Below are 24,399 nucleotides of genomic sequence, written 5' to 3'. Positions count from 1 at the left end.
ATTATATGACTATAGGACTACTCTTGCCGCGCTCTGTACTCTACCCTTCGATATCTTTTGATATTATGGACGGATTAAAAATTGGCCTGAAAAAATTAGGGCTTGGCGAAAAACATGAAATCGTATCGACCAGTATAGGCGTAGCCGGAAAAAATGAAGAAATTTATGCCAGTTGCGAACAACTGTTATTAAATGGTTCTGATGTTATAGTAGGATATATGAACCCTGTTTCGGCAGAATATGTACATCCTCTTTTCGAGAACTCCGGCAAAACCCTTATTGTACTCGATAGTGGTTATCATTTTCATTCGTTTAACGGAAAACTGTCAAATGCTTATTTTATTTCATTACAGGGAAGTTTATGTTCTCGTGCCATTGTGCGAAAAGCATTAGATGAAGGGCAGCATAATTTTGCCTTTACCTGTTCTTTTTATGATGCAGGTTATCGATCTCCTTATGCTTATGCAATTGCAACCGAAGAAAGAGGGGCTATCATTAGTTATAACCACATTACACCTTTGCAAAAATCAGAATTTAGCTTAGAAGCCTTAGCCCAATATTTAGAAAATAATAAGGAGGCTGCTTTGCTTACTTCATTTTGCGGAGATATGACGGAAGATTTTTTTAGAGAAGCGGCAAAATTTGACAGTATTTCTTCCTGCAAAACTTACGGAAGTGGTTTTACTGCCGAGGAATCCTGGTTGAATAAAATAACGTATCCCGGATACGATTGGAGTTGCTCGATTCCGTGGTCCTCAAAAATAGAATCTCAGGAAAATAGTGAATTTGTCACTACGATGGAAAACATCAAACCCAATAAGGCAAATGTTTTTTCGCTTTTAGGATGGGAAACTGCTTTGTTTATTGCGGCTATGAATAAAGGATCCCTGGACGGAATCATTATTAATTCTCCTCGTGGAGCCTTATTTATGAATCCAAATACTGGCTTTGCCGAAGCCCCTGTTTATTATGCAACTGTTGCAAAAGACGAAAAAACAGGTACTTGTTGTTTAGAGGATATAACCGAAGTAACAAACCTCAACGAAGAACGGGAAAGTTTACAGCAAAACATAATTGCGATCAGAGATACTTTAAGTAATACCTGGCTTAACGCTTATGCTTGTTTAGAATCATGAATACAAAACGTGACATAGCTGTTTTATGCAATCATCGGATGGCTTTTGCAGCCATACAAACCATTCATGGCATGGGTCGGTTGGCTAGTATCGCAATTCCGGGTAACAATGAAGATATCAAAGATTTTTGTTTGGGTTTTGCGGCTCAAACCGGAACTGAACTGATTATCCTTGAAAAAGAAAAGCTGGAAACCCAAATACAGGAATTAGCAAAAAATAAGGCATTAAAATCTGTTTTTACGATGACATTTCCCTGGAAAATTCCCGGAGAAGTTATAAAACAACATCCAAACCTGTTTTATAATTTTCATTATGGGCTTTTACCTGAAATGCGAGGATCAGATCCTGTATTTGAATCGATCCGACAACAAAAAAAAGAAACCGGAATTACGGTTCATGCGATAGAAAAAGAAATTGACAGCGGCGCAATTATATTAAAGAAGGTATTACCACTGGATATTCCGTTTACACACGGAATATTGTGTACCAACCTTTCTTATTTAGGCGCGCAACTTATACCGGAGTTATTGACTTTGCTTGAAAACAATATCAAAGGTATTCCACAAGAAGAAGAACAATCTAATTATTATAAAAGACCCAATGCTTCAGATGTATGTATCAATTGGAAAGACCAGGATGCAAAATCTATAGAAGCGTTAATAAGAGCCTGCAATCCCTGGAATAAAGGCGCTTACGCACAATGGAATGGATGGAATATTCGTATTCTGGAAGCTTCTCTGACAAGTTACAAATGTGAACAATCACTTAATCCCGGAACTATTTTGAATATAGACGAAGAAAAAGGACTTATTATACAATGTTACAACAACACACAACTCCGTATCAACATTGTTTATACGGATGAAGCATTTATGAGTGGGCACAAGTTGCTCATTTTTGGCATAAAAAATGGCGAGCGATTTGCCTCTTTATAATTTAATCAATTTATTATGAAACATTTTTACTCACAAATTAAAAACTTTCTGAATATCGCCTTATTTCTAGGGATATTTTTGCAAAGTTACTTAGCGAATTCGCAAACGACATTAGGAGTTGGAGATCTTATTTTTACGGGCTATGATGCCACCGCAACCCCAAGTCCTACAGCTGCCGACAGTTATTCGTTTGTATTACTGACCAATATTTCTGCCGGTACGGTAATCAGTTTTTCTGACCGTGGTTATAACGGTGCCGGCTGGCAAGCTACTGGTGGTACAGAAGGATCTGTTACCTGGACTTCGGGAACAACAATCGCAATGGGAACAGAGATACTTATAAAGGGGCTTGCAGCTTCTACTTATAACCCATCTACCAGCACACTAACAGCAAATGGTACAGTAAGCGTTTCAGAAGGAACTTTTCTTTACGGATTATCTTTATCAAATGTTGGAGATCAGGTCATCGCTTTTCAAGGGGGCTCTGGCTCTGTTAGTGGTAGTGGTGTAACACTCTTATCCGGAATTACCTATTTTATGTGTAATGCAAGTACATCTACTGCAACCTGGGATACTGTTGCCAGCGGTTGTACCATTGGACCAAACTCATCTGTGATGCCTCCGGGTCTTACAGGAGGTACAAATGCATTTTATACAGGAACATTAGCCGGTAATACTTTATCGCAATCTTCAAAATATAATGGTACCGGAGCTCCGTTTACGAACGCTGCCGGTATTAGAGCTGCTGTAATGAATCAGGCAAACTGGACACTTTCGACTACAGCGCAAACGATGCCATCTGGTGCGCCGTTTTTAGGAGTAGCCCCTACAATTACAGCAAATCCGCCAAACAGAACATTGTGTGTAGGTGGCAGTACTACTTTCCCTATTACAGCCAGTGATGCTACAGCTTATCAATGGCAGGTAAATACCGGAAGTGGTTTTACAAACCTAACCAATGTTGCACCTTATTCTAATGTAACAACAGCTACATTGACAGTTACAACTGTTACAGCTGCAATGAGCGGATATTTGTATCGTTGTGTTGCTTCCGGAGCAGGTTCTGTAACTTCTAATCAGGCAACACTTACAGTTCCTGATATGATTATTAGCACATCTGCTCAAACAAGTGTGAGTTGTAAAGGCGGTAGTAACGGATCTGCAACACTTACTGTTACAGGAGGTATCGCGCCCTACACCTATTCATGGTCTCCGTCAGGAGGTACCGCAGCAACAGCAAGCGGACTTGGGGCAGGAACTTATACTGTAACTGTTACAGATAATATTCTTTGTTCTAAAACACATACAGTTACTATTGCAGAACCAGCAGCGATCCTTAACGGAACTCCTGGTGTTACAAATGTTTCCTGTTTTGGAGGTTCTAATGGTATTGCTAGTATTGCACCTTCCGGAGGTACTCCGGGATATACTTATTTATGGTCTAATGGTGCTACTACTGCTACTGCAACCGGACTTCTTGCAGGAAGTTATAGTGTAACTATTACTGATGCTAATTCTTGTACACGAACAATAAACAGCATTATAGTAGGGCAACCGGCTGCAATTCTTAACGGAATTCCTACCAGTACAGCCGTTTCTTGTTTTGGAGGAGGTAATGGTAGTGCTACTATTGCGGCTTCCGGAGGTACACCGGGATATACTTATTTATGGTCTAATGGAGCTACAACTGCTACAGCTACAAATTTACAGGCAGGAACTTACAGTGTTACTATAACAGATGCTAATTCATGCACACGAACCATAAACAACATTATAGTTGGACAACCGGCTGCGCCTCTTAACGGATCTGCTTCTACTACAGCTGTTTCTTGTTTTGGAGGTTCTAATGGTACCGCTACAGTTGTACCTTCAGGAGGTACATCAGGATACACTTACTTATGGTCTAATGGTGCTACTACCGCTAGTGCTACAGGACTGGCAGCGGGAACTTATAGTGTAACTATTACAGATGCTAATTCATGTACCAGACCTATAAATAATATTATAGTAGGACAACCGGCATTTATTAATCCTACTCCATCACAAATTAATGTAAGCTGTTTTGGAGGAACTAACGGAGCTGCAACGGTTACACCAACAGGAGGAACCGGCGCTTATACCTATGTTTGGAATACAGGTGCTACAACAAATTTTATCAATAACCTGTTACCGGGAACATATAGCGTAACGATTACTGATGCTAATTCTTGTCAGATTACACAAAGTTTTACCATCACTCAGCCTTTACTATTGGCAGCTTCTCAGGGAACAGTAAATAACGTAAGTTGTAACGGAGGTTCTAATGGATCTGCAACTGTTCTTGTTACGGGAGGAACTCCTGCATACAGTTATTCATGGTCACCATCTGGTGGTGTTGGTGCTACAGCTTCAGGGTTAACACCCGGAACTTACACCGTAACGGTTACAGATGCAAACGCGTGTCAAACGACTCAGGCGTTTACAATCTCACAACCTGCACCTTTTAATGTAACAACTTCACAAACTGATTTAATTTGTAACGGAGCTGCTACGGGATCTGCCAGTGTGGTAGTAACCGGAGCAACAGCACCTTATACCTATTCATGGTCACCATCTGGTGGTACTGCTGCTACTGCAACAGGATTAACCGCAGGAAATTATACTGTTACGATTATAGATAATAATAACTGTCAGACAACAAGAAACTTTACATTAACGCAACCATCTGCACTAGTTGCTACAGCTGGTACAGTAACAAATGTAAATTGTCGTGGCGAAGCCACCGGAGCTGCTACAGTAAATGTAACGGGCGGAACTGGTACTTATACCTATTCATGGGCTCCATCCGGAGGTACAGCTGCTACAGCTACAGATTTATTAGCCGGAAATTATACGGTAACCATTACAGATGCAAACGCATGTCAAACGACTAGAAATTTTACAATTACACAGCCGGCAGCAATTCTTTCTGCAACTACTGCATCAACAGGTGTTAGTTGTTTTGGAGGATCAAATGGTAGTGCAAGTGTAACCGTATCTGGAGGTACACCTGGATATACTTATGCATGGGCTCCACTTGGCGGAACAGCTTCAGCAATTTCCGGCAGACCAGCAGGAAATTATACCTGTACGATTACAGACAGCAAAGGTTGTACACTGATTAAAAATATAACCATAAGCACACCTGCCGCTTTCTCCGGAACGATAGCAAAAACAGACGTTTCTTGTAACGGAGGCAGTAATGGTAGTGCAACTGTAACTGCAACTGGCGCTACAGCACCATATACTTATACATGGTCTCCGTCTGGAGGTAATGCTCCTACTGCTTCAGGATTAACCGCAGGAAGCTATACCGTTACGGTTCAGGATGCAAATACCTGTACATATACAGTAAACGTTACTATAAATCAACCTGCTTCTTTATTTGTATCACCATCGCAAACAAATGTATTGTGCAATGGCGGAGCAACAGGAACAGCTACAGTAGTGGCTACTGGTGGAACTCCGGGTTACACATATCTATGGTCGCCTGCTGGTGGTACTGCTGCTACAGCAACAGGATTAGCCGCAGGAAGTTATACCTGTCTGGTTACTGATAATAACGGATGTACTTTTACACAAGGATTTAATATTACAGAACCTGCAATTTTAGTAGCTTCAACAAGCAAAATAGATGCAACTTGTGTTACAGGAGGTCAGGCAGCTGTTAATCCTAGTGGCGGAACACTTCCTTATACTTATTCATGGTCAAATGGTGCTACAACACAAATTGTAACAGGATTAGCCGCAGGAAACTACAGTGCCTTGATTACCGATGGTAATGGTTGTACGATTACTAAAAATTTTACCATTAACACAACCAATACTTTAGTTGCTGTAAAATCTCAGGTCAATGTTTTATGTAATGGTTCTGCTACAGGTTCTGCTACAGTAGTTCCGTCAGGAGCTCCGGGACCTTTTACTTATGTATGGGCACCTACCGGAGGTAATACTGATACTGCTTCTAATCTTACGGCAGGTAACTATACGGTAACTATAACTTCGTCTAACGGTTGTTCGACAGTTATACCTTTTGCGATTACACAACCAGCTCCTCTGGCAGTAACTCCATCACAAACTAATATAGCTTGTAATAGTGGTACTAACGGATCTGCAACTGTAAATGTAACCGGAGGAACGGGAGTTTATACCTATTCATGGGCTCCATCTGGCGGAACCGCAGCTACAGCTACAGGTTTAAGCGCAGGTACGTATACGGTAACCATAACGGACACCAATTTATGTCAGATCACACAAAGTTTTACTTTGACAGAGCCTACTGCTCTTGCTGCTTCTACCGCAGTAACAAACGTAAGTTGTAATGGAGGTACCAATGGTTCTGCCTCTATTAATGTAACCGGAGGAACAGGTGCTTATACCTATTCATGGTCGCCTACAGGAGGATCTGCTGCTACAGCATCAGGATTAGCCGCAGGAACTTATACGGTAACTGCTACAGATGCCAATAGTTGCACGATAGTACAAGCTATTACAATTACTGAGCCTACAGCGCTTAGTGCTACTTTTACCCAAACTAACGTAACGTGCGCCGGAGGAAATGACGGACAAGCAACTGTTGCTGTTACCGGTGGTACAGGAGTTTACAATTATGTATGGTCGCCAGCTGGTGGTACTGCTGCAACTGCAACAGGATTAACCGCAGGAAACTATAGTGTAACCATTACGGATAATAACGGATGTAGTTTTACACAACCAATAACAATCCTGACAAGTCCGGATGTAACTGCACCGGTTCCTGATGTAACCAATTTGCCTGATATCACAAATTATTGTGCTATTTTATCTGCCGAAATTGCTATACCAACAGCGACTGATGTTTGTGCCGGAATTGTAAATGCTACAACAACCAGCCCTTTAAATTATACGACTGAAGGCACTTATGTGATTGTGTGGAATTATGATGATGGTAATGGAAATACATCTTCTCAAAATCAGACACTTCATGTTTTAGCATCCCCTTTGGATCTGGTAACTTTTACTGATACAGCCGTTTCTTATACTGGAAACACGCAAGCCTTACAAGTTGCAAATCTTCCTGCAGGAGCTACTGTAGCCTATTCTATTACACCAGCAGGCAGCACGACAAACGGTGCCATTAATGTTGGAACCTATACGGTTACAGCAGTAGTATCTCCATCTGCAAGTTCTGCAAATTGTTCTCCAATAACACTAACAGCTGAACTTACTATTAATAAAGCAGCGCAACAAATAACTTTTGCACCAATACCTGCAAAAATACTTGGAGCGGTAAGCAGCTTTAATCTGGAAGCTACATCAAATTCAGGTTTAGCAATTCGTTATTCATTCACTTACACATCGGCATTGCCACCTGCCAGCGTTACAGCAGCTGGTTTGGTTAATTTGTTAAGATCAGGTGATTTATTAATTGTAGCACATCAGGATGGTGATTCTAATTATTTGCCAGCAACAGATGTATCGCAAGTACTTGTCATCAAAAACAACGACGTAAGTGTTACCAAAATAACAATTGGTACTAAAGTGTACCCAAATCCTGCTAAAGAGATCAAATACGTAATGGCATGTGGAGAAAGTAACGTAAACGTTTCTATTCTAAACGAGACTAGTGCGATTATTACACCTTCGGCAAATTTTACGATCACACCACCTAAAGCGGGAATTTATACACAAAATGTATCTGTTACTTCTCAAGACGGATCTGCAACAGCAAATTATACTATCGTTGTAGAAAAACCTTTTGGATTCTATGATATTGTACATCAAAAATTCAACAATGTACTTATTGTAAACAACAACCCGCAAACCAATGGAGGTTATGAATTTGTTTCGTACCAATGGTTTAAAAACGGGCAGGTAGTAGGAACAGGTCAATACTATTCAGCCGGAGAAGCAGTGAGTAATACACTAGATGCTTCTGCTGATTACAGTGTAAAAATGACTACCAAAGACGGTAAAGTACTAAGCACTTGTACTACCAAAATCACGACACAAAAAACGTTATCGGCAAAACTTTATCCTAACCCAATTCAAACAGGAAAAGTTATTACTGTAGAAACTGATTTTCCTTCAGAAGAATTAGAAAACATGCAAATAAGCCTTTATTCTGTTTCTGGTCAATTGGTAAAAACGTTGAAATCATCTTCGGTAAAAACTGAAATTCAGTTACCTGATGCTGACGGTACTATGTATGTTGTAGTTATTGAAACTCCAAACATCAAGAAAACACTAAAAGTAATTGTAAATAAATAAAATCTGTCAGTGCTATTTTAGGATAGCACTGGCATTAAAAACAAAAAAGATGAAAAAATATATACGAAGCTATATAGCATCAATAGCTATTGTTACGGTACTTTTAGGATCTGGCCTAAAGAGCTACGCTCAGGACAAAAAACAAGAGTTATCGATAGCTGTTGCAGGACCATTTTCATTTCTAAAATCTACATCTGGTGAGTTAGTACCCGGAAATGGCATAAGTGCCGGACTTCGATATTCGTACTACCTAAACGAAGGTTTAAGTATTGGGATTGGTGTCGAGTATCAAACGTACAATTCTGACGTAAAATATCAGTCTATTAGTGGACAATATAACGCCATTGATTCTGAAAATGAAGCGTTTCAGTTTAGATATAAAGCAACAGATTTAAGAGAGAAACAAAAATTAGGATACGTAAATATTCCAATTGGTATTCAATTTGAAACTCCGGGAACTACAAAATTGTATGTTGCTGCGGGCGCTAAAATAGGTTTTGCAACAAACGGAACTTACGAAACTACCGCACAAAACCTAACAACAAGTGGTTATTTTCCGCAATACAATGCCGAGTTATTTAGCCCTGCATTTGCCGGTTTTGCAAGTACAAATGATCTAAAAACAAGCAAACAAGATCTAAAAACTGATGTCTCTTACTCGGCTACTTTTGAAACAGGTTTAAAACAAAAATTTGGAGAAAGAAGTGCTATTTATATCGGAATTTATTTTGATTACGGATTAAACAATGTCTATGACAACAAAGGAAACAAAAACCTGGTTCAGTATAATCCTCAATTGCCTGTACAGTTGCAATACAACAGCGTGCTAAGCTCTTCAAATGATATCAGACTGGTTTCTTACGGACTTAAACTTAGATATGCCATTAGATAAGATCTAAATTTAATGCTCTTATCATACCTAAAAGGGTATTATTAAGCAAACTAAAAAATCCATTCGCTGCGGCGAATGGATTTTTTTTTAGATCAATATTTATTTTTAACACGCTGCTTTATCTCCTTTTTATTGTATTGAGCCAATGATTTTGATTTGCTCCAATATTCAATAATCGTTTTTATAACATCTTTAAATTTCTCATAATCATACGGTTTTACAAAATAACTGTGCGTAGGTAAAGAATAAGGATCAATAACAAAACTTTGTTCAAAAAGAGTCGTAAAAAACAAGTACGGACAATTGAACATCGTTCCTACACCATTGTCAGGATTCGTTTCCATAACTTTATAGTTCATTACATTGAGTAAAACAATATCAGAAAAAACCAAAAAAGGCTTAATTTGATGGCGCAGCATATAATTACAGGCAGTCTCGGCGGTATTAAAATATAAAATAGGGTTTGCGTAGTTGAGTGCAGTAAAAACCTCAATAAATATTTTACGGTCTTCCTGTTTATTTTCTATCACTACAATGGGTCCTTTTTTATTCATAGTCAATAAGTTTAAAATTCTTATCTGTTTTGAACTCAAATTAAGCGCACAAAACACTATGTAAATATTTTAAAAATAAGGCAAAAATAACTTACAAAATATTATTTTCTAATTATATAATTTTCACTTAAAGTAAAGTTGCAGTAAGGAAAAATATCCGCTAATTATTTAAAATAAAAACAGCTCCAAAATCAAACGAATTTGGAGCTGTAAATTATGCGTTGTGATACTTTTAAATTAGAATTTAAACGTCACATTTGCTGTTACACGAGTTGGATTTTGAGCCGCAAGCCTGTACGACCAATATTTTTCGTTTGTTAAGTTATCTACTTTAAGTCCAATCCTGTACCTTGGCTGATCGTAAAAAAGTGAAGCATCTAAAACGGTATAGGACGGAATAGAAAATTTGAAAGTAGTGGTATTAGTCTGGTAATATTCGCTACCATAAATACCTCCAAAACCAAATCCCAGACCTTGGGCAGCACCTCTTACAATTCTATAACTTGCCCATAAGTTTGCCGTTCTTGGAGATCCCGCTGTTGTTGGACGCAGCCCCTGAACACTTGCATTGCTTTTTTCGTATTTACTATCATTGTAGGTATAACCCGCCACGATATTTAAACCAGAAATGGGGTTTGCAATCAACTCTGCCTCAAAACCTTTGCTCACCTGAGTTCCGTCCTGAATAGAAAAGTTTGCGTGGTCAGGATCATCACGCGTAATATCTGTTACACTTATATCATAATAGCTAAGCGTAGCCGATATTTTGTTCAGATCAAATTTAAAACCACCTTCTACCTGATTTGCCTGGTTTGGTTTAAACGTATTTCCATTAAAATCAGAACCCGAAACATTGCTAAAACCATTCATATAATTTCCAAAAACAGAAACTTTATCTTTTACAATTTGATATACCAATCCAAATTTTGGCGAAAAAGCCGTTTGATTGTAGTTTCCTGCAATCGAATCTTTGCTTGGATAATACGTTCCTTTGTTTTCATATTTATCGACACGAATCCCTCCCATTGCCAATAATCTGTCTGTAACATTCAAAACATCAGAAACATAAGCGCTGTATGTATTTTCATTATTCGATACAAAATTGTTGAATTTTAACTTCGGATCAGCAAACATTGGAGCCACTTTATCCAAATTAAAATTATTGTAAGCGTCACCGGGCTTTTTATAATTCATTGCAGGCATATTTACGATTGCATCGTTACGGGTAGCACGCAAACTATAAAAATCGAAACCGGCTACAACCCTGTTTTTAAGTTTACCAATTTTAAAAACACCAATAAAGTTTTGTTGAATATCAGTTCCGTAAAAAGGAGATTCCTGGTACGTAACCTGTTGTCTTATTGTAGTAGGAGACATCATTTGTAAAGCTACCACATAACCATCAGATGAAGATCTCGTTCTTGACAACACCGTTTGAGACGTCCATTGCTCAGACATTTTATATTTTAACTGAGCAAATATATTATATTGCTGGCTCGTATAATTGATCGTATTATTAGCAAAAGATAATTTATAAGGAATATCAAGATCTTCGATGCTGCTTTCTGTTCCTTTTACCACAAACGGAGCAAGTCTCGTTGGCGAAGTCGCTTTGTATTGACTAAATTCTGCATCAATTAAAAGAGTTAAACGATCATTTATCTGATAAGAAAAACTTGGAGCAAAAGAAAAATTTCTGTTGAATCCTGCATCCTGAAAACTTCTTTCGCTGTGCAAAGCCGTATTAATCCTTAGCAAAGCCGTTTTATCTTCGTTAATAGGCGTGTTTATATCAGCCGTTAATCTATTTAAATCCCAATTGGCTGCAGAGTACGATATCTCACCCTTGAAGGTATCAAAAGGTTTTTTGGTCACACGATTAAACAATCCGCCAAAAGAAGACAAAGTACTCCCAAAAAGTGTAGCCGATGGTCCTTTGATAACCTCAATACGCTCCAGATTCGACGGATCGATAGTGGTATACGTAAAACTTCCTACACCGTTTCTAACCACTTGTGGCGTTGGGAAACCTCTTGATATAGAAGTCGTACGACCTTGATTTCTTACCTCGGCAATACCAGCTCCCGGAACATTCTTAAAAGCACTGTTATAATCCGTTACCACCTGTTCCTTCATTAATTCCTTGCTAACGATAATATAAACCTGTGAATTTTCGATATTTTTAAGAGGCATTTTAGCCACGTCGATACTTTCTTTCTTCGCAAAACGATTTCCTCCCGTACGAATTACGACATCTTCAAGATTTTGAACAGAGGAGTTTACCCTGATATCTATTGTTGCAGAAGGTACTTGTTCTGTAATTTGGGCCGTTTCTGTAGACGATGCATATCCAGACATGGTAACCTCTAAAGTATAGGTACCAAAAGGAACCTTTTTAAACTCATAATTACCGGATACATTCGTCACCGCCGTTTTATTAATTTCGATTAATTTTACGATAACCCCCTGACCTGCATTTCCGTCATTGGTAATAATAGTTCCGCTTATTTGTCCGCCTGAAGCCGTTTGAGCCTTAACAAAACCTCCGCTCAGTAACAAACTCAACAGTGTGATGAAAAGGAAGTTGGGCACAAAACTGACGCTCTTTTTATTCGAACTTCTTATAGAAGAGACCGTTAATGGTATTTTTGTTGTCATGTTATTCTTATTTAAACTGATTCTAAATTGAAGCGCAAATGAACAATATTTTTTCTTATATATCAACCCTGATTATGTAATTTTTTTAAATTTTTTTCATTTCGATAAAGTTCAAAATAGCACTAAAACAAAGACTTAAGAATTTTATTACGGAAATAACAGCACAACCAAAAATAATGATGCTGATTCAAATCAAAATTTTTTAATGACACTTTATTTTCTATCAAATTGACGTTTTAAACAAAGTAAATTGACGTTTTAAACAAAATAGAATCTTTAAGCTCTCGATAACTTTGCCCTCATAACAAATAACATTTTATAAAATGGAAACAAATAATTATCAGGGAGCCTTGCAAAAACCTTTAAATTCAGGATTTAATGCAAAATCAACATCAGATGAAATAATAAAAGGCATCGACCTTAACGGAAAAATTGCAATTGTAACAGGCGGTCATACCGGGATTGGTCTGGAAACCACTAAAACACTTTCGAATGCCGGAGCAACAGTGATTGTTGCTGCAAGAGATCTGGCTAAAGCCGAAAAAAATCTAAAAGGGATTGCCAATGTCGAATTAGAACCTTTAGACTTCATGAATCCGGATTCTATTGATGCATTTGCTACAAAATTTTTGACAGCACAAAGACCCTTGCATTTACTAATTAATAATGCGGGAATTATGTGGGTTCCTTTACGCAGAGATCAACGCGGATACGAATCGCAATTGGTAACCAATTATTTAGGGCAATTTGAGCTAACCGCAAAGTTGTTCCCTGCTCTCAAAAAAGCAAACGGAGCCAGGGTTCTTAATGTTTCTTCGTACGGACATCAAATGGCACCTTTTAACTTTGATGATCCTAATTTTCTCTATCGCGAATATGATACTTTACAAGGTTACGGACAATCTAAAACAGCATGCAATTTGTTTGCTTTAGAATTAGACAATCGTGCAAAACAGTTTAATGTTAGGGCTTATTCCTTGCATCCGGGAAGTGTTCTGGGAACTGATTTAGGAAGAGAAGAACCTATAGAGTTATTCAAACAAATAGGAACTCACAACCAGAACGGTAACCTAAAACCTGAAGTTGCTGCATTGCTAAAAACAATTGAACAAGGAGCTGCAACAACCCTTTGGTGTGCCACAAGCCCTATGCTCAATAATATTGGAGGTGTTTATTGCGAAGACGCAGACATAGCACAATTAGACCTGGGGAACATCGAACATAAATACGATGACCCGTCGACAATTCGTGGTGTACAACCCTACTCCTTAGATCATAATAATGCCCAAAGATTATGGGATTTAAGCGAAAGAATGACCGGAATTACGTTTGACATTTCTTAATTCGCTTAAAGCGAAAAATAAAATTCCGGGGTTATTTTTAACGCATAGAAACATAGGTTTTAATCTAAAAAAAAGTAGTTTCTAGAAAATCATATTTTTTTTACATAAAGCTATGTGGCTTATTTTAAATGAAACGACTATTTAGACTTTACAAACTATGTTTCTATGTGTTTAGATAAACACGCAAAGCTCAAATAAAATACCACCAGAGATTGTTATCTTTGATTGATTGATTGAAAGTGACAACTTTGGTGGTTAAAACTAATAATTTCCCTAAAATGGAACATGTGTCTAAATACTTAACGCAGGATATAAAACTATCTTGTTACGAAGATAAATTCTTCAAATCAGACTTAGTTTTTGATGATCACATGCTGATTTGGTTCATTTCTGGTGAAACAAAAATCATTCAGGCCAATGCTACTTACACTTTCATGGCAGGAGATATTTTTCTGATCCCACGAAATTTACTCGCCACCATTATTAATTTTCCTAAAAATGGTTTGCCTCATAAAACAGTAGTTATGCACCTTTCGACCCATCGACTGAAGCAATTTTATCAGAACATTACTTTAAATTCTAATCGAACTTCTGAGCAAAAAATCATCAGTTATAAAAATCATCCATTACTCGAAAGTTGTCTGGCATCTCTAATTCCTTATTTCGATATCGAAGGAGATTTTCCGGAAAACCTCGCTTCTTTAAAAATTATCGAAGCCATAACTATTTTACGAGAAATTGACAGCGGAATTGATACCATCTTGGCCAATTTTGACGAACCCGGCAAAATAGATTTAGTCGATTTTATGCAACGCAATTTTATGTTCAATATGCCAATGGAAAAATTAGGCTACCTAACAGGACGCAGTTTATCTACTTTTAACAGGGATTTTAAAAAGTTCTTTAATACAACCCCTCAAAAATGGCTGACCAAAAAAAGACTTGAATTAGCCCATTATCAACTAGCTGAAAATAAGAAAAAACCAACCGAGATTTATTATGAAGTTGGCTTCGAAAACTTATCTCATTTTTCTTACGCGTTTAAAAAACAATTTGGTTACACCCCCACTTATCTGACCAATATTGATTGAATAGTTTTTAGATTTTTAGATTTTTAGATTTTCTAATTATCTAATTCCCTCTCCCTCCTGAATATCCTGAACCTCTCAACAAAACAACTTTGGACTTTTGAACAAAGTCCCCAATTGCATTTCTTAAGATCTTTGTACCATAAAAATGCAATTAATGATACATACCCATCAAAAAGTATTGGTAACAGGCGGAACCGGTTTTGTGGCAATACATAGTATTTTACAATTATTAAATCGTGGTTATCAGGTTCGCACAACCGTGCGTTCGATTAAAAGCAAAGACAAGATTTTCGAAATGCTTAAAAATGGCGGAATTACAGATTTTGGTTCCATCGATTTTATCGAAGCAGATCTTACTTCAAACAAAAATTGGCTGGAAGCTATGATAGGTTGTCATTATGTACTGCATATTGCTTCGCCTATATTTTTAAGAATACCAAAAAACGAAGACGAAATGATTCGTCCTGCTGTTGACGGAACATTGCGCATATTAAAAGCAGCCCGCGAAGCCGGAGTAAAACGTGTTGTTATGACCTCAAACTTTGGCGCTGTAGGATACAGCCATAAAGATAAAAATACGGTTATTACAGAAGATAGCTGGACAAATCCTAATGAAAAAGGACTCTCGATTTACAATAAATCTAAAGTGCTTGCAGAACAAGCAGCCTGGGATTTTATGAAAAATGAAGCAGGAACATTAGAACTTTCAGTTATCAATCCGATGGGGATTTTTGGTCCGTCGCTAAGCGCTGATTTATCAAGTGGATTTGAAATGCTCAAAAAAATACTCGATGGTACTATGAAAGCAATTCCCGATATTAGTTTAGGAATTGTTGATGTAAGAGATGTTGCCGAATTGCACATTCTGGCAATGGAAAATCCGGCGGCAAAAGGACAACGTTTTTTGGCCTTATCCGGCGGAACAATGTCGCTATTGGAAATTGTTAAACTTTTAAAGCAAAAAATGCCGTATGTAGCGCACAAAGCATCTACAAAATCTTTACCTACCTTTATAATACGCTTAACCGCTTTGTTTAACGATCAGGCAAAAGCAATCTTGCCCTTAGTTGGAATTTATCGCAACGCCAGCAACGAAAAAGCAAAAACAATATTAGGCTGGAAACCCCGCAGCAATGAAGAAGCTGTAATAGCAACGGTAATTAGTTTAATAAAATGGAAATCTCTTAAAATATAAATATGAAAGTAATTGTAACAGGCGCTACCGGAATGGTGGGCGAAGGAGTTTTAATAGAATGTCTGGATAATAATCAAATAGAATCTGTTTTGTATGTGGGAAGAAAAGCAAGTGGTCAATCACATCCTAAATTAACAGAATATCTCGTTCCGGATTTTTTATCGTTAAAAAGCGATGATACCAAACTTTCAGGTTATGATGCTTGTTTCTTTTGTGCCGGTATTAGTAGCGTAGGCATGGACGAAGCACAATACACGCAAATTACGTACGATACAACTTTGCATTTTGCCAAAGTAGTATTAAATCAAAACTCAGACCTTACCTTCAACTTTATTTCCGGATCTCATACAGATAGCTCCGAAAACGGAAAAGTAATGTGGGCACGTGTAAAAGGAAAAACCGAAAATGCATTGCAGGCATTATCTTTTAGCAGACAATACAATTTTCGTCCCGGATTAATGAAACCCGATAAGACCCAAATTCACCTGAAAGGATTCAACAAATACATCACACTACTCTACCCAATCTTTGGCCTGTTTTATACCGGTTGTACCACCAGAGAAATAGGACGCGCCATGATTTTTGTCGCACAATCCGGATATCCTAAAAAAATACTGGAAGCAGTAGATATTAAAAAAGCAGCATCTCAAAAATGAAAAAACGAATCCTGAAAATAATCAAACGTACCCTGATAATTGTTCTGACTCCAGGCTTAGTTCTTGGTTTATGTACGTGGCTTTATATGCAAAAAGCAACCTTTGGAAGTTTACCATCTGGCAAAAGTAAGCAAAGAATCCAGAAATCCGCACAGTATAAAAATGGCGAATTTCAAAATAGGATTTATACGCCAACTTTAGCTCCTGGTTATACTTTTTGGGGCGTATTGCGAAAACAGTTTTTTGATAAAGCAGTTCCTACAGAACCTTCAGGCACAATTCTGTCTGTAAAAACAGATCTAAAACATTTACCCGCAAATAAAAATCTTCTGGTCTGGTTTGGACATTCGTCTACTCTTTTACAAATTGATGGAAAGAAAATTTTAATCGATCCTATTTTTAGTGATAATGCTTCGCCATTGCCAAATACCGTAAAAGTTTTTGACGGAACAAATACCTATCACGTACAGGATTTACCTCAAATTGACTATTTAATCATTTCCCACGATCACTATGATCACCTCGATTATCCAACAGTTTTGGCACTTAAAGACAAAGTAAAAAAAGTAATTTGTGGCTTGGGTGTTGGAGCACATTTTGAACGTTGGGGATATCCCAAAGATAAAATTATAGAAGAAGACTGGAATGATTCGATCACTGTAGCAAAGGATTTTACCATTCACACACTTCCTGCAAGACATAAATCAGGACGCGGTTTAAAACAAAATCAGTCATTATGGGCATCTTATTTAATTCATTCGCCAACCATAAAAGTATTTTATAGTGGTGATGGTGGTTATGATACTCATTTTGCTGAAATCGGAAAAAAATTTGGACCAATCGATGTCGCTATTATGGAAAACGGACAATACAATAAAGCCTGGCATTATATCCACATGTTGCCCGAAGAAACTTTGCAGGCAGCACAAGATCTAAAAGCCAAAAGTATTGTTCCGGTTCATAATTCTAAATTTGCCCTTGCCAAACATACCTGGAACGAACCGCTAAACGAACTTAACCGACTCAATTCAAAATATCATATCCCGCTCATTACCCCTGTTATTGGAGAAATTGTTATTTTTGATGATCATAAAGTTTTTAAACCATGGTGGAAAGACCGTTCAATCAATAGCGTTAAATAAACCGGAATACTTAAGTGCAATATATGAGATATACCGAAATTAAAAGTTGCTATATTGGTCCCGAAATATCTCCGGAACAATTTATTGCTGAACATTTCTTTTTGTACCTCGCAAAAGGTACTATCGAAGGTTATGACGGAATTAGTAAATACCATCTCAAAGAAGGTGAATGCTGCATTGTGCGCAAAAATCATCTGGCACGATACAACAAGCAAAAACAAAATGGAGAATTCGAAAAAGTGGTTGTAATCCTTGATACTCAATTTCTGGAAAAATTTGCCATCAAACATAAAATTATTGCACAAAATAATACCAACGAAGCATCATTTGTACACATCAGAAAAAGTGATCTGGTCCCCAACTTTATCCTGTCGCTAATGCCGTATTATAATGATGGAGGCGAAATCGATGATACTTTTTCAAATATAAAACGCGAAGAGTTGCTTTTGATTCTCATCAAAGAAAATCCTGAATTAACAGATATTCTCTTTGATTTTGCACCGCCCGAAAAGATCGACCTAAAAGCTTATATGAACAGGAACTATAAGTTTAATATCAGTATGGAACGTTTTGCATATCTTACCGGTCGCAGTATATCTGGTTTTAAACGTGATTTTGCCGCCATTTTTTCAGATACACCAAGTCATTGGCTCATACAAAGAAGGCTTCAGGAAGGCTATTTTCTGATCGAAAAAAAAGGAAAGAAACCATCGGATATTTATCTCGATCTCGGTTTCGAAGATCTCTCTCATTTTTCTTTTGCTTTCAAAAAAAAGTACGGTATCACGCCATCAACTTTATTGCCACAATAGTTTAATAATAGCCACAGATTAAAAGGATTAAATAGATTAAAAAAAATCTGCTCAATCTGCTACATCTGCGAGAAAAAATTTTGAACACATAGAAACATAGATTCTACGTTCCTGATTGAGATAGTTTAAAAAAACTAGATTTTCTCACATAGCTTTGCGACCAAGCTATGCGGTGTTATTGAAAGTGAAATGCCTTTTTAAACAATCTTAAAAGCTATGTTATGTGTTTAATATAGCCACAGATTAAAAGAATTAAATAGATTAAAAAATCTGCTCAATCTGCTACATCTGCGAGAAAAAAAATTAAACACATAGAAACATAGATTCTACGTTCCTGATTCAGATAGTTAAAAAAAACTAGATTTTTACACATAGCTTTACGCACAGTCTATGCGGTAATATTCAAAGTAAAACGTCTTTTTAACAATCCTAAAAACTATGTCTCTATGTGTTTAAATATATAGAGATTAAAATATTCTCTCTCGCAGATTGAGCAGATTTAATTTTAATATCATTAGTGCAAATAACTATTTACCCTTTCCTGCCATAAAGCAAAAGCCTCTTAAAAGAATATATCGCCGGCAGTTTTGGGAAATGCAGTGCGATTCTCTTCTTATAAGTATTAATAAAAAGTGCTTTCTCATCGCCATCCAAACGCTCGATATACGGAATCAAAGCCGATCCCGAAATAAAATTATAAAGCGTTTCATGATCATTTGCAATGATTGGATATACTTTTTGCAGAATTTGAAGATCTTGCAATCCGCCATCAAAAAGAATTTGCGCATAAGCATCAATGCCCAAAACAGGAGAATCCCTTTTATAACCTTTCAAATACGATTTAAACGGTTCTTCATCGACCAATTCAGTAAGAATTACATTGAGTTTATTCTCCGGCTGAACAGGCATTTGTATGGCAAATTGCCCTTTTGGGTTAACGAGTTTTACCAACTCTGTAAACAAAGTTTCATGATCATCTGACCATTGCAAAGCTGCATTACTAAAAATCAGATCCCATTTCTCGCCTGACTTCAATGTTTCTTCTGTAGTTGCTTTACGAAAATGCAAATTGTCAGTTTCTAAAGACTTGGATTGTTCCAGCATTTCTACCGAAGAATCAACACCCAAAAAATCAGCATCACTAAATTTATCGGCTAAAATAGCCGTCTGTTCTCCCGTACCACAACCTAAATCAATCGCTTTCATTCCGCTCACAGGTTTGATAAAGTCCGCCAAATCATAAAATGGCTGATAACGTATGTTTTTAAACTTATTGTAGATTTCTGGATTCCAAGGCATTTGTGGTCATTTTAAAAATTTTATTTTGATGCAACTATTCATTGATCAGGATAAAATTGGGTTACTAAAAACTAAGATACAAAATTCTTGTGGGTTTTATTAGGAGCTATTTCCAGCCATTCGGTATATCTTTTATTTTTCTAAAGAAAAAAAATAAAAGGATGCCGCTGCTGTCTGGGCTAGGGAAATCATTTTTATAAGAAGTAAATACAAAAACAGAACATTCGAACTGGTACGAAGCCGGAGACTTCTCCAGCGGGCAAAATTTCATTCTTTCAAAAGGATAATCTGTTCTAAATGCAGATATAATATCTGACAAAAGGGGGTGTTTTATGTGATATTTTTTTATCTTTGAAATTCAGGATTTTTAATCCAAATGGCTTTATCTTTGAGCCTTTAGAAAATTGATATTTATTATGGAACAGAAAATACATCAGGGAAGAAATGTAAAACGCTTCAGAGAAATGCTTGGCATCAAACAAGAAGCATTGGCTTTTGATCTGGGAAATGACTGGAATCAGAAGAAAATTTCTATGCTGGAGCAAAAAGATATAATTGAAGATGATGTACTGGATCAAATCTCACATGCTTTAAAAATTCCTGTCGAAGCTTTTCAGAATTTTGATGAAGAGCAGGCAATAAATATTATTTCTAATACTTTTGACAATTGTCAGCAACCTGCATCTGTATTTTACAATTCTACCATTAATCAAATTGATCAATTGGTTAAACTACACGAAGAGAAAATTGCATTATACGAGCGTATGCTGAAAGAAAAAGAGGAAATGATGGTAAGACTTGAAAAATTATTCAAAGACAAATAATTCCTATTTTGTTATTTAATAAAAGACTAAAAGGCTGTTCAAAATGTATTTTTGAACAGCCTTTTTTATTTAACTCAAATCATTTCTTGGATAAAAAAGTTGGGTTTAAAGATTTTCTGTACGTAACAACTTCTTTTGTATCCCAAGAAATGACAATTTCATTATCTTTTGGGTTTTTAAGAATTCCAATATAAATCTGATTTGGAGTATGTACCAAAATCGTGTCATTTTTGTTTTCGCACCTATAAACATCTCCCGTTTTGTCATCGATAAAAAACTGTGAATTAAATTCTATTTTACTAAAATTTCCATTTCCTTTTGATTCCCACTTCCCATAACAGTTGGATATGACAAAAGGTCTTTTTATCTCTCCAAAAAGTAGTTTTAAATTATTTGATCTTGAATATTCATCTAATTTTGTCGTTGTGTTTTGGTTTATTTTGACAAAGAATGCTTTTTTGTCATACACCTTGATCGGTTTCAAATCACTGTCAAATATAGATATCTTGAAACTTTCAGGAAATCCAATCAAACTGTCATAAAAAGATAAAGGCAATAATACATTGGCAGAAGCATGAATATCAAGAATTAAAGGGGCTATAGTACTAGCTTTTTGGCGGGCAGTCCAATTGTCATTTATTACTTTTATAATTTTAATTGAATCCGATGGTTTGAAAGAATGTGATCCCTCTCCACGCCATTCTTCTAAGGCTTTCCGCCCAACATTTATGTTATCTAAAATCTGCTGTTCTTTATAATGTGAGATTTCTTTTTCAGAGTATTTGAAGTCAATCAAAACCACTAACTTTTTATCTGTTTCATTAATTAAAGACAAGTTCAAAAAATCACACTCAATTGTGCCACATGGCTCTCTTTTTTGTGTTGTAGCAATAAAAGAGAAACAGGAAAGCAACATAATTAATTGCAAAATTAGGGGATTAAGTTTTAGAATAAAATATTCTTTTTTTGATAGTTGAAATGAAATAAAGACACTTATGAGTGCTATATTATCAGAGAAATCAACCACTCTAAATGCTCCAATAAAATTTACAAAGACATCTGAAAAAGGGCTTTTCCAAAAGACAAAAAACAAAATAGTAAATAAATGAATTTCCTTAATTTTCTTCGGAAATAAAGCACTCCAAAAAAAAGGGAAAGCAAACAAACCAGCAAAGTCAGACAACTTTCCGGTAATAAAATTATGAAACAAAACCTTAAACAACCAGTCATTAAGAATAAGAAGAAGCAGTGAGCAAAGAAAAATTGGTTGCCCTAATTTGATTATTTTTTTTTTCATATAAGTGTCTAAAGTGTTTATTAATAAAAAATATTTTAAACAATTTTAATTTTTAGTTTGCAAGCTATAGTTTCTATTTATCCTCGCTACAGCACGAATATTTTCGTGTAGTACGCCTGCTCTGCGAAGTCTCCTGACTTCGGAGCGACAACGATAAGAAAAGAACGATTTTAATATAGGATCGTGAGCGGAGTTTGGATCAATTTTTACGTCTGTCAATTCTACTTGGTTTCATAAAAACAGAATCTCTTTTATCAATATCATTTACTCCTCCATGACTCATTAATGTATCTATCAAATATCCTTTTTTTTCTAAATAATATAAGTTCGCAAGATTATGCGTCTACATACCTAATTTTAGTTCTGTTATCTTATCTATCTTAAAATACCCTACTTTTGATGTAGTACCTGCTAAAACTCGCTTCCCATCTAATTTTTGAGTCACTTGTACGTCTGTAATTGGTTTTTTGGTTTTTGAATCATAGACAAAACCTTCTATAGCATTACGCTTTGTGTCATTTACACAAGATGAATACATTAGTGCTAGAATTATCAATAAATATATTTTCATTTTATTTTAATTTTAGTTAACCATATCAAACCTAAAACATCTTTTTCTGATGCAATAGTTTTTAATGTATCTTTTATTCTATCATTATTATAATACTTCATCAAATCTACCTCTCCAGAAACAGGATAATTTTCGCCTGATATCTCAGGCATTTTATCCCTATGTGTGATATATTCCCAAGCAGTTTCTTTTCCTTTTAATGGTTTTGTATTTTGAGGAAAATAATATGAACTGCCTTTATGCTGCCATGAAAATGCAGTACCTCCGTAAGCTTGTAAAACTTCATGACCAAATTCATGAGCAGAGGTTTCTTGAAATTTTTTATCTTCATCATTAGAATTTTGATATTCCCAAGTTTTTAAATAATAGTACCCTGCTCTGCGAAGTCTCCTGACTTCGTAGCGACAGCGATAAGAAAAGAACGATTTTAAGTATTATTGGATCGTGAGCCGAAAGTAAGTAATAATACTTCGTACAATGCATAACTTCAAATTAAGTTTTTATTTAGAAGACTTTGAAGAGCTAGAGTTTCCTCAAATTTAACTTTTTCATAATGATAGTGTCAGGTTTTTTATTCATAAAGCGATAAAAAACATTTTCACTTCTCGGCATTATACCCACAACATTAACTGTGTCTATTTGATAACCTTTTTTATTAAAGATTAATGGTTCCGGAGACGTAATAGAGTCTATTTCTAATTTAAAGTAGCCACTTATACTTGTTGAAATGGTTTGATGCCTACTTATATCACAAACCTCTACATTTTTAATTGGCTGTAATTTTTCATCTAGTACTATACCATGACAATAATCTACATTTGGAATATTAATTTTTGGTTTGGAATTACCAAAATAAAATAATCCAAAAAAAGATAGAATTATTATAAGAGATGTAATAAAAAAAAGAATTAGTGTTTTTTTTACAGTTTTCATAAAACCTTAATTTTAGTTAGCCACATTAGCCCCTGCTCTGCGAAGTCTCCTGACTTCGTAGCGACAACAATAAGAAAAGAACGATTTTAAGTATTATTGGATCGTGAGCGGAGTTTGTATCAATTTTTACGTATTTTCCTGAAATTTAATCCTTTATTAACTTTAAATAGATAGTATCCCCCTTAAAAACTTCTATCATAGATTCTCCACTTTGGATAGAAATTGAACGAATAGTATCACTATTATAGTATGTCTTTTGAAACACTAAAGTACCTGAACAATTTTTTGCATGATCAATTTCAAAATATCCTTTTTTATCTGTAGTAATTACTTTTTTATTACACATATCATAAACCTTTACTCCTTCTAAAGGCTTTCTCTTTTCGAAATTATATACATATCCGTAATATCTTGAATTATTACATGAGATAAAAAAAAAGAAAATAATAAAATATTTAAAATTTATCATAGTATTTTTATTTTAGTAAGCCAAACTAATTTTAATAAATCAAATTCAGCAGTGGTGCAAATTATATAGACTCTTGTCTTAATGATTTTCTCCAGACAATAAAATAATATGACAAAATGAAATAATAAGGTGTAAATATTGATAAAAAATAAGCTGAATTATATTTAAATTCAAAAGTTTTATCAAAAACAAAATATATTGTTATAATGCCTAGTAAAAAATAAAAAGAAGTAAAAGACCAAATTTTGCTATTCCTTACTTTTTTGTTTAAATTAAAAAAAATAGGAAGTAATGATAATGATAGGAACCAAACAAAGAAAAAAGA

At 35.9% G+C, this 24,399-nt stretch carries 20 protein-coding genes; 11 read left to right on the top strand and 9 right to left on the bottom strand.

Features of this window, described 5'->3' with window-relative positions; genetic code table 11:
- Positions 1-5 precede the first annotated feature (5 nt).
- The 4 genes from B0A64_RS15810 to B0A64_RS15795 are packed head-to-tail and all read left to right on the top strand — an operon-like array spanning position 6 to position 9,230.
- Positions 6-1,136: an ABC transporter substrate-binding protein gene (locus B0A64_RS15810; RefSeq protein WP_123875927.1), complete on the top strand. Its 1,131-nt coding sequence runs from the start codon at positions 6-8 to the stop codon at positions 1,134-1,136.
- Complete coding sequence (locus B0A64_RS15805; protein ID WP_089480472.1) at positions 1,133-2,071, top strand: formyltransferase family protein; 939 nt, start codon at positions 1,133-1,135, stop codon at positions 2,069-2,071. The genes B0A64_RS15810 and B0A64_RS15805 overlap by 4 nt, the downstream gene beginning before the upstream one ends.
- 15 nt (positions 2,072-2,086) lie before the next feature.
- Positions 2,087-8,338 carry a T9SS type A sorting domain-containing protein gene (locus B0A64_RS15800; RefSeq protein WP_089480471.1) on the top strand — a complete coding sequence of 2,084 codons (6,252 nt, stop codon included), beginning with the start codon at positions 2,087-2,089 and terminating at the stop codon, positions 8,336-8,338.
- Positions 8,339-8,387: 49 nt separating this feature from the next.
- A complete protein-coding gene (locus B0A64_RS15795; RefSeq protein ID WP_089480470.1) occupies positions 8,388-9,230 on the top strand; it encodes a porin family protein in 843 nt (280 codons plus the stop codon).
- Positions 9,231-9,322: 92 nt separating this feature from the next.
- Here B0A64_RS15795 and B0A64_RS15790 read toward each other — a convergent pair whose 3' ends face one another.
- Positions 9,323-9,784, bottom strand: coding sequence for a response regulator (locus tag B0A64_RS15790; protein ID WP_089480469.1), 462 nt, complete (start codon positions 9,782-9,784; stop codon positions 9,323-9,325).
- 237 nt (positions 9,785-10,021) lie between these two features.
- On the bottom strand, positions 10,022-12,442 hold the full coding sequence (locus B0A64_RS15785) for a TonB-dependent receptor (protein ID WP_089480468.1): 2,421 nt from the start codon (positions 12,440-12,442) through the stop codon (positions 10,022-10,024).
- Positions 12,443-12,765: 323 nt separating this feature from the next.
- Here B0A64_RS15785 and B0A64_RS15780 point away from each other — a divergent pair, with 323 nt between their 5' ends.
- The 6 genes from B0A64_RS15780 (at position 12,766) to B0A64_RS15755 (ending at position 18,681) form a co-directional block, all read left to right on the top strand.
- Entirely contained in the window at positions 12,766-13,785 is a 1,020-nt protein-coding gene (locus B0A64_RS15780) for an SDR family NAD(P)-dependent oxidoreductase (protein WP_089480467.1), read from the top strand.
- Between the two features lie 278 nt (positions 13,786-14,063).
- A complete protein-coding gene (locus B0A64_RS15775; protein WP_089480466.1) occupies positions 14,064-14,876 on the top strand; it encodes a helix-turn-helix domain-containing protein in 813 nt (270 codons plus the stop codon).
- A gap of 154 nt (positions 14,877-15,030) precedes the next feature.
- Positions 15,031-16,071, top strand: a complete 1,041-nt coding sequence (locus tag B0A64_RS15770; RefSeq protein ID WP_089480465.1) for an SDR family oxidoreductase — start codon at positions 15,031-15,033, stop codon at positions 16,069-16,071.
- Positions 16,072-16,073: 2 nt separating this feature from the next.
- Positions 16,074-16,727 carry a Rossmann-fold NAD(P)-binding domain-containing protein gene (locus B0A64_RS15765; protein WP_089480464.1) on the top strand — a complete coding sequence of 218 codons (654 nt, stop codon included), beginning with the start codon at positions 16,074-16,076 and terminating at the stop codon, positions 16,725-16,727.
- Positions 16,724-17,869 (top strand): MBL fold metallo-hydrolase, encoded by a 1,146-nt coding sequence (locus B0A64_RS15760; RefSeq protein ID WP_089480463.1) that lies wholly within the window; start codon positions 16,724-16,726, stop codon positions 17,867-17,869. Before B0A64_RS15765 ends, B0A64_RS15760 begins: the two co-directional genes overlap by 4 nt.
- Positions 17,870-17,892: 23 nt before the next feature.
- Positions 17,893-18,681, top strand: coding sequence for a helix-turn-helix domain-containing protein (locus B0A64_RS15755; protein ID WP_089480462.1), 789 nt, complete (start codon positions 17,893-17,895; stop codon positions 18,679-18,681).
- A gap of 531 nt (positions 18,682-19,212) precedes the next feature.
- Here B0A64_RS15755 and B0A64_RS15750 read toward each other — a convergent pair.
- Positions 19,213-19,980, bottom strand: a complete 768-nt coding sequence (locus B0A64_RS15750; protein ID WP_089480461.1) for a methyltransferase domain-containing protein — start codon at positions 19,978-19,980, stop codon at positions 19,213-19,215.
- A 106-nt stretch (positions 19,981-20,086) separates the two neighbouring features.
- Complete coding sequence (locus B0A64_RS24945) at positions 20,087-20,299, bottom strand: hypothetical protein (RefSeq protein ID WP_123875926.1); 213 nt, start codon at positions 20,297-20,299, stop codon at positions 20,087-20,089.
- Positions 20,300-20,396: 97 nt separating this feature from the next.
- Between B0A64_RS24945 and B0A64_RS15745 the strand changes: the two genes are divergently transcribed.
- The gene (locus B0A64_RS15745; protein WP_089480460.1) at positions 20,397-20,804 is read left to right on the top strand and encodes a helix-turn-helix domain-containing protein; all 408 of its coding nucleotides are present in this window, start codon (positions 20,397-20,399) and stop codon (positions 20,802-20,804) included.
- Between the two features lie 79 nt (positions 20,805-20,883).
- Here the strand turns inward: B0A64_RS15745 and B0A64_RS15740 are convergent, their stop codons facing one another.
- The 5 genes from B0A64_RS15740 to B0A64_RS15725 form a co-directional block, all read right to left on the bottom strand.
- Positions 20,884-22,101 carry a hypothetical protein gene (locus tag B0A64_RS15740; RefSeq protein ID WP_089480459.1) on the bottom strand — a complete coding sequence of 406 codons (1,218 nt, stop codon included), beginning with the start codon at positions 22,099-22,101 and terminating at the stop codon, positions 20,884-20,886.
- 343 nt (positions 22,102-22,444) lie between these two features.
- Positions 22,445-22,672 (bottom strand): hypothetical protein, encoded by a 228-nt coding sequence (locus tag B0A64_RS15735; RefSeq protein WP_089480458.1) that lies wholly within the window; start codon positions 22,670-22,672, stop codon positions 22,445-22,447.
- Entirely contained in the window at positions 22,669-22,824 is a 156-nt protein-coding gene (locus B0A64_RS25215) for a hypothetical protein (RefSeq protein WP_165769829.1), read from the bottom strand. The genes B0A64_RS15735 and B0A64_RS25215 overlap by 4 nt, the downstream gene beginning before the upstream one ends.
- Before the next feature lie 370 nt (positions 22,825-23,194).
- Positions 23,195-23,605: a hypothetical protein gene (locus B0A64_RS15730; protein WP_089480457.1), complete on the bottom strand. Its 411-nt coding sequence runs from the start codon at positions 23,603-23,605 to the stop codon at positions 23,195-23,197.
- A 145-nt stretch (positions 23,606-23,750) separates the two neighbouring features.
- Complete coding sequence (locus tag B0A64_RS15725) at positions 23,751-24,074, bottom strand: carboxypeptidase-like regulatory domain-containing protein (RefSeq protein ID WP_089480456.1); 324 nt, start codon at positions 24,072-24,074, stop codon at positions 23,751-23,753.
- Positions 24,075-24,399: the final 325 nt, after the last annotated feature.

Origin of the sequence: Flavobacterium araucananum (assembly GCF_002222055.1) — a bacterium.
In the GTDB taxonomy this organism is placed as follows: Bacteria; Bacteroidota; Bacteroidia; order Flavobacteriales; family Flavobacteriaceae; genus Flavobacterium; species Flavobacterium araucananum.
The sequence above is the reverse complement of the archived record's forward strand: the minus strand, read 5'-3'. Positions and strand labels throughout refer to the sequence as shown.

Bases quoted from the DNA above. Each gene is read 5' to 3' on its own strand.
- B0A64_RS15780 (WP_089480467.1), top strand. From the start codon at position 12,766: ATGGAAACAAATAATTATCAGGGAGCCTTGCAAAAACCTTTAAATTCA.
- B0A64_RS15770 (WP_089480465.1), top strand. From the start codon at position 15,031: ATGATACATACCCATCAAAAAGTATTGGTAACAGGCGGAACCGGTTTT.
- B0A64_RS15775 (WP_089480466.1), top strand. From the start codon at position 14,064: ATGGAACATGTGTCTAAATACTTAACGCAGGATATAAAACTATCTTGT.
- B0A64_RS15800 (WP_089480471.1), top strand. From the start codon at position 2,087: ATGAAACATTTTTACTCACAAATTAAAAACTTTCTGAATATCGCCTTA.
- B0A64_RS15730 (WP_089480457.1), bottom strand. From the start codon at position 23,605: ATGAAAACTGTAAAAAAAACACTAATTCTTTTTTTTATTACATCTCTT.
- B0A64_RS15795 (WP_089480470.1), top strand. From the start codon at position 8,388: ATGAAAAAATATATACGAAGCTATATAGCATCAATAGCTATTGTTACG.
- B0A64_RS15805 (WP_089480472.1), top strand. From the start codon at position 1,133: ATGAATACAAAACGTGACATAGCTGTTTTATGCAATCATCGGATGGCT.
- B0A64_RS15755 (WP_089480462.1), top strand. From the start codon at position 17,893: ATGAGATATACCGAAATTAAAAGTTGCTATATTGGTCCCGAAATATCT.
- B0A64_RS15725 (WP_089480456.1), bottom strand. From the start codon at position 24,074: ATGATAAATTTTAAATATTTTATTATTTTCTTTTTTTTTATCTCATGT.
- B0A64_RS15765 (WP_089480464.1), top strand. From the start codon at position 16,074: ATGAAAGTAATTGTAACAGGCGCTACCGGAATGGTGGGCGAAGGAGTT.
- B0A64_RS15790 (WP_089480469.1), bottom strand. From the start codon at position 9,784: ATGAATAAAAAAGGACCCATTGTAGTGATAGAAAATAAACAGGAAGAC.
- B0A64_RS15785 (WP_089480468.1), bottom strand. From the start codon at position 12,442: ATGACAACAAAAATACCATTAACGGTCTCTTCTATAAGAAGTTCGAAT.
- B0A64_RS15735 (WP_089480458.1), bottom strand. From the start codon at position 22,672: ATGAAAATATATTTATTGATAATTCTAGCACTAATGTATTCATCTTGT.
- B0A64_RS15750 (WP_089480461.1), bottom strand. From the start codon at position 19,980: ATGCCTTGGAATCCAGAAATCTACAATAAGTTTAAAAACATACGTTAT.
- B0A64_RS25215 (WP_165769829.1), bottom strand. From the start codon at position 22,824: ATGCCTGAGATATCAGGCGAAAATTATCCTGTTTCTGGAGAGGTAGAT.
- B0A64_RS15745 (WP_089480460.1), top strand. From the start codon at position 20,397: ATGGAACAGAAAATACATCAGGGAAGAAATGTAAAACGCTTCAGAGAA.
- B0A64_RS15760 (WP_089480463.1), top strand. From the start codon at position 16,724: ATGAAAAAACGAATCCTGAAAATAATCAAACGTACCCTGATAATTGTT.
- B0A64_RS15740 (WP_089480459.1), bottom strand. From the start codon at position 22,101: ATGAAAAAAAAAATAATCAAATTAGGGCAACCAATTTTTCTTTGCTCA.
- B0A64_RS15810 (WP_123875927.1), top strand. From the start codon at position 6: ATGACTATAGGACTACTCTTGCCGCGCTCTGTACTCTACCCTTCGATA.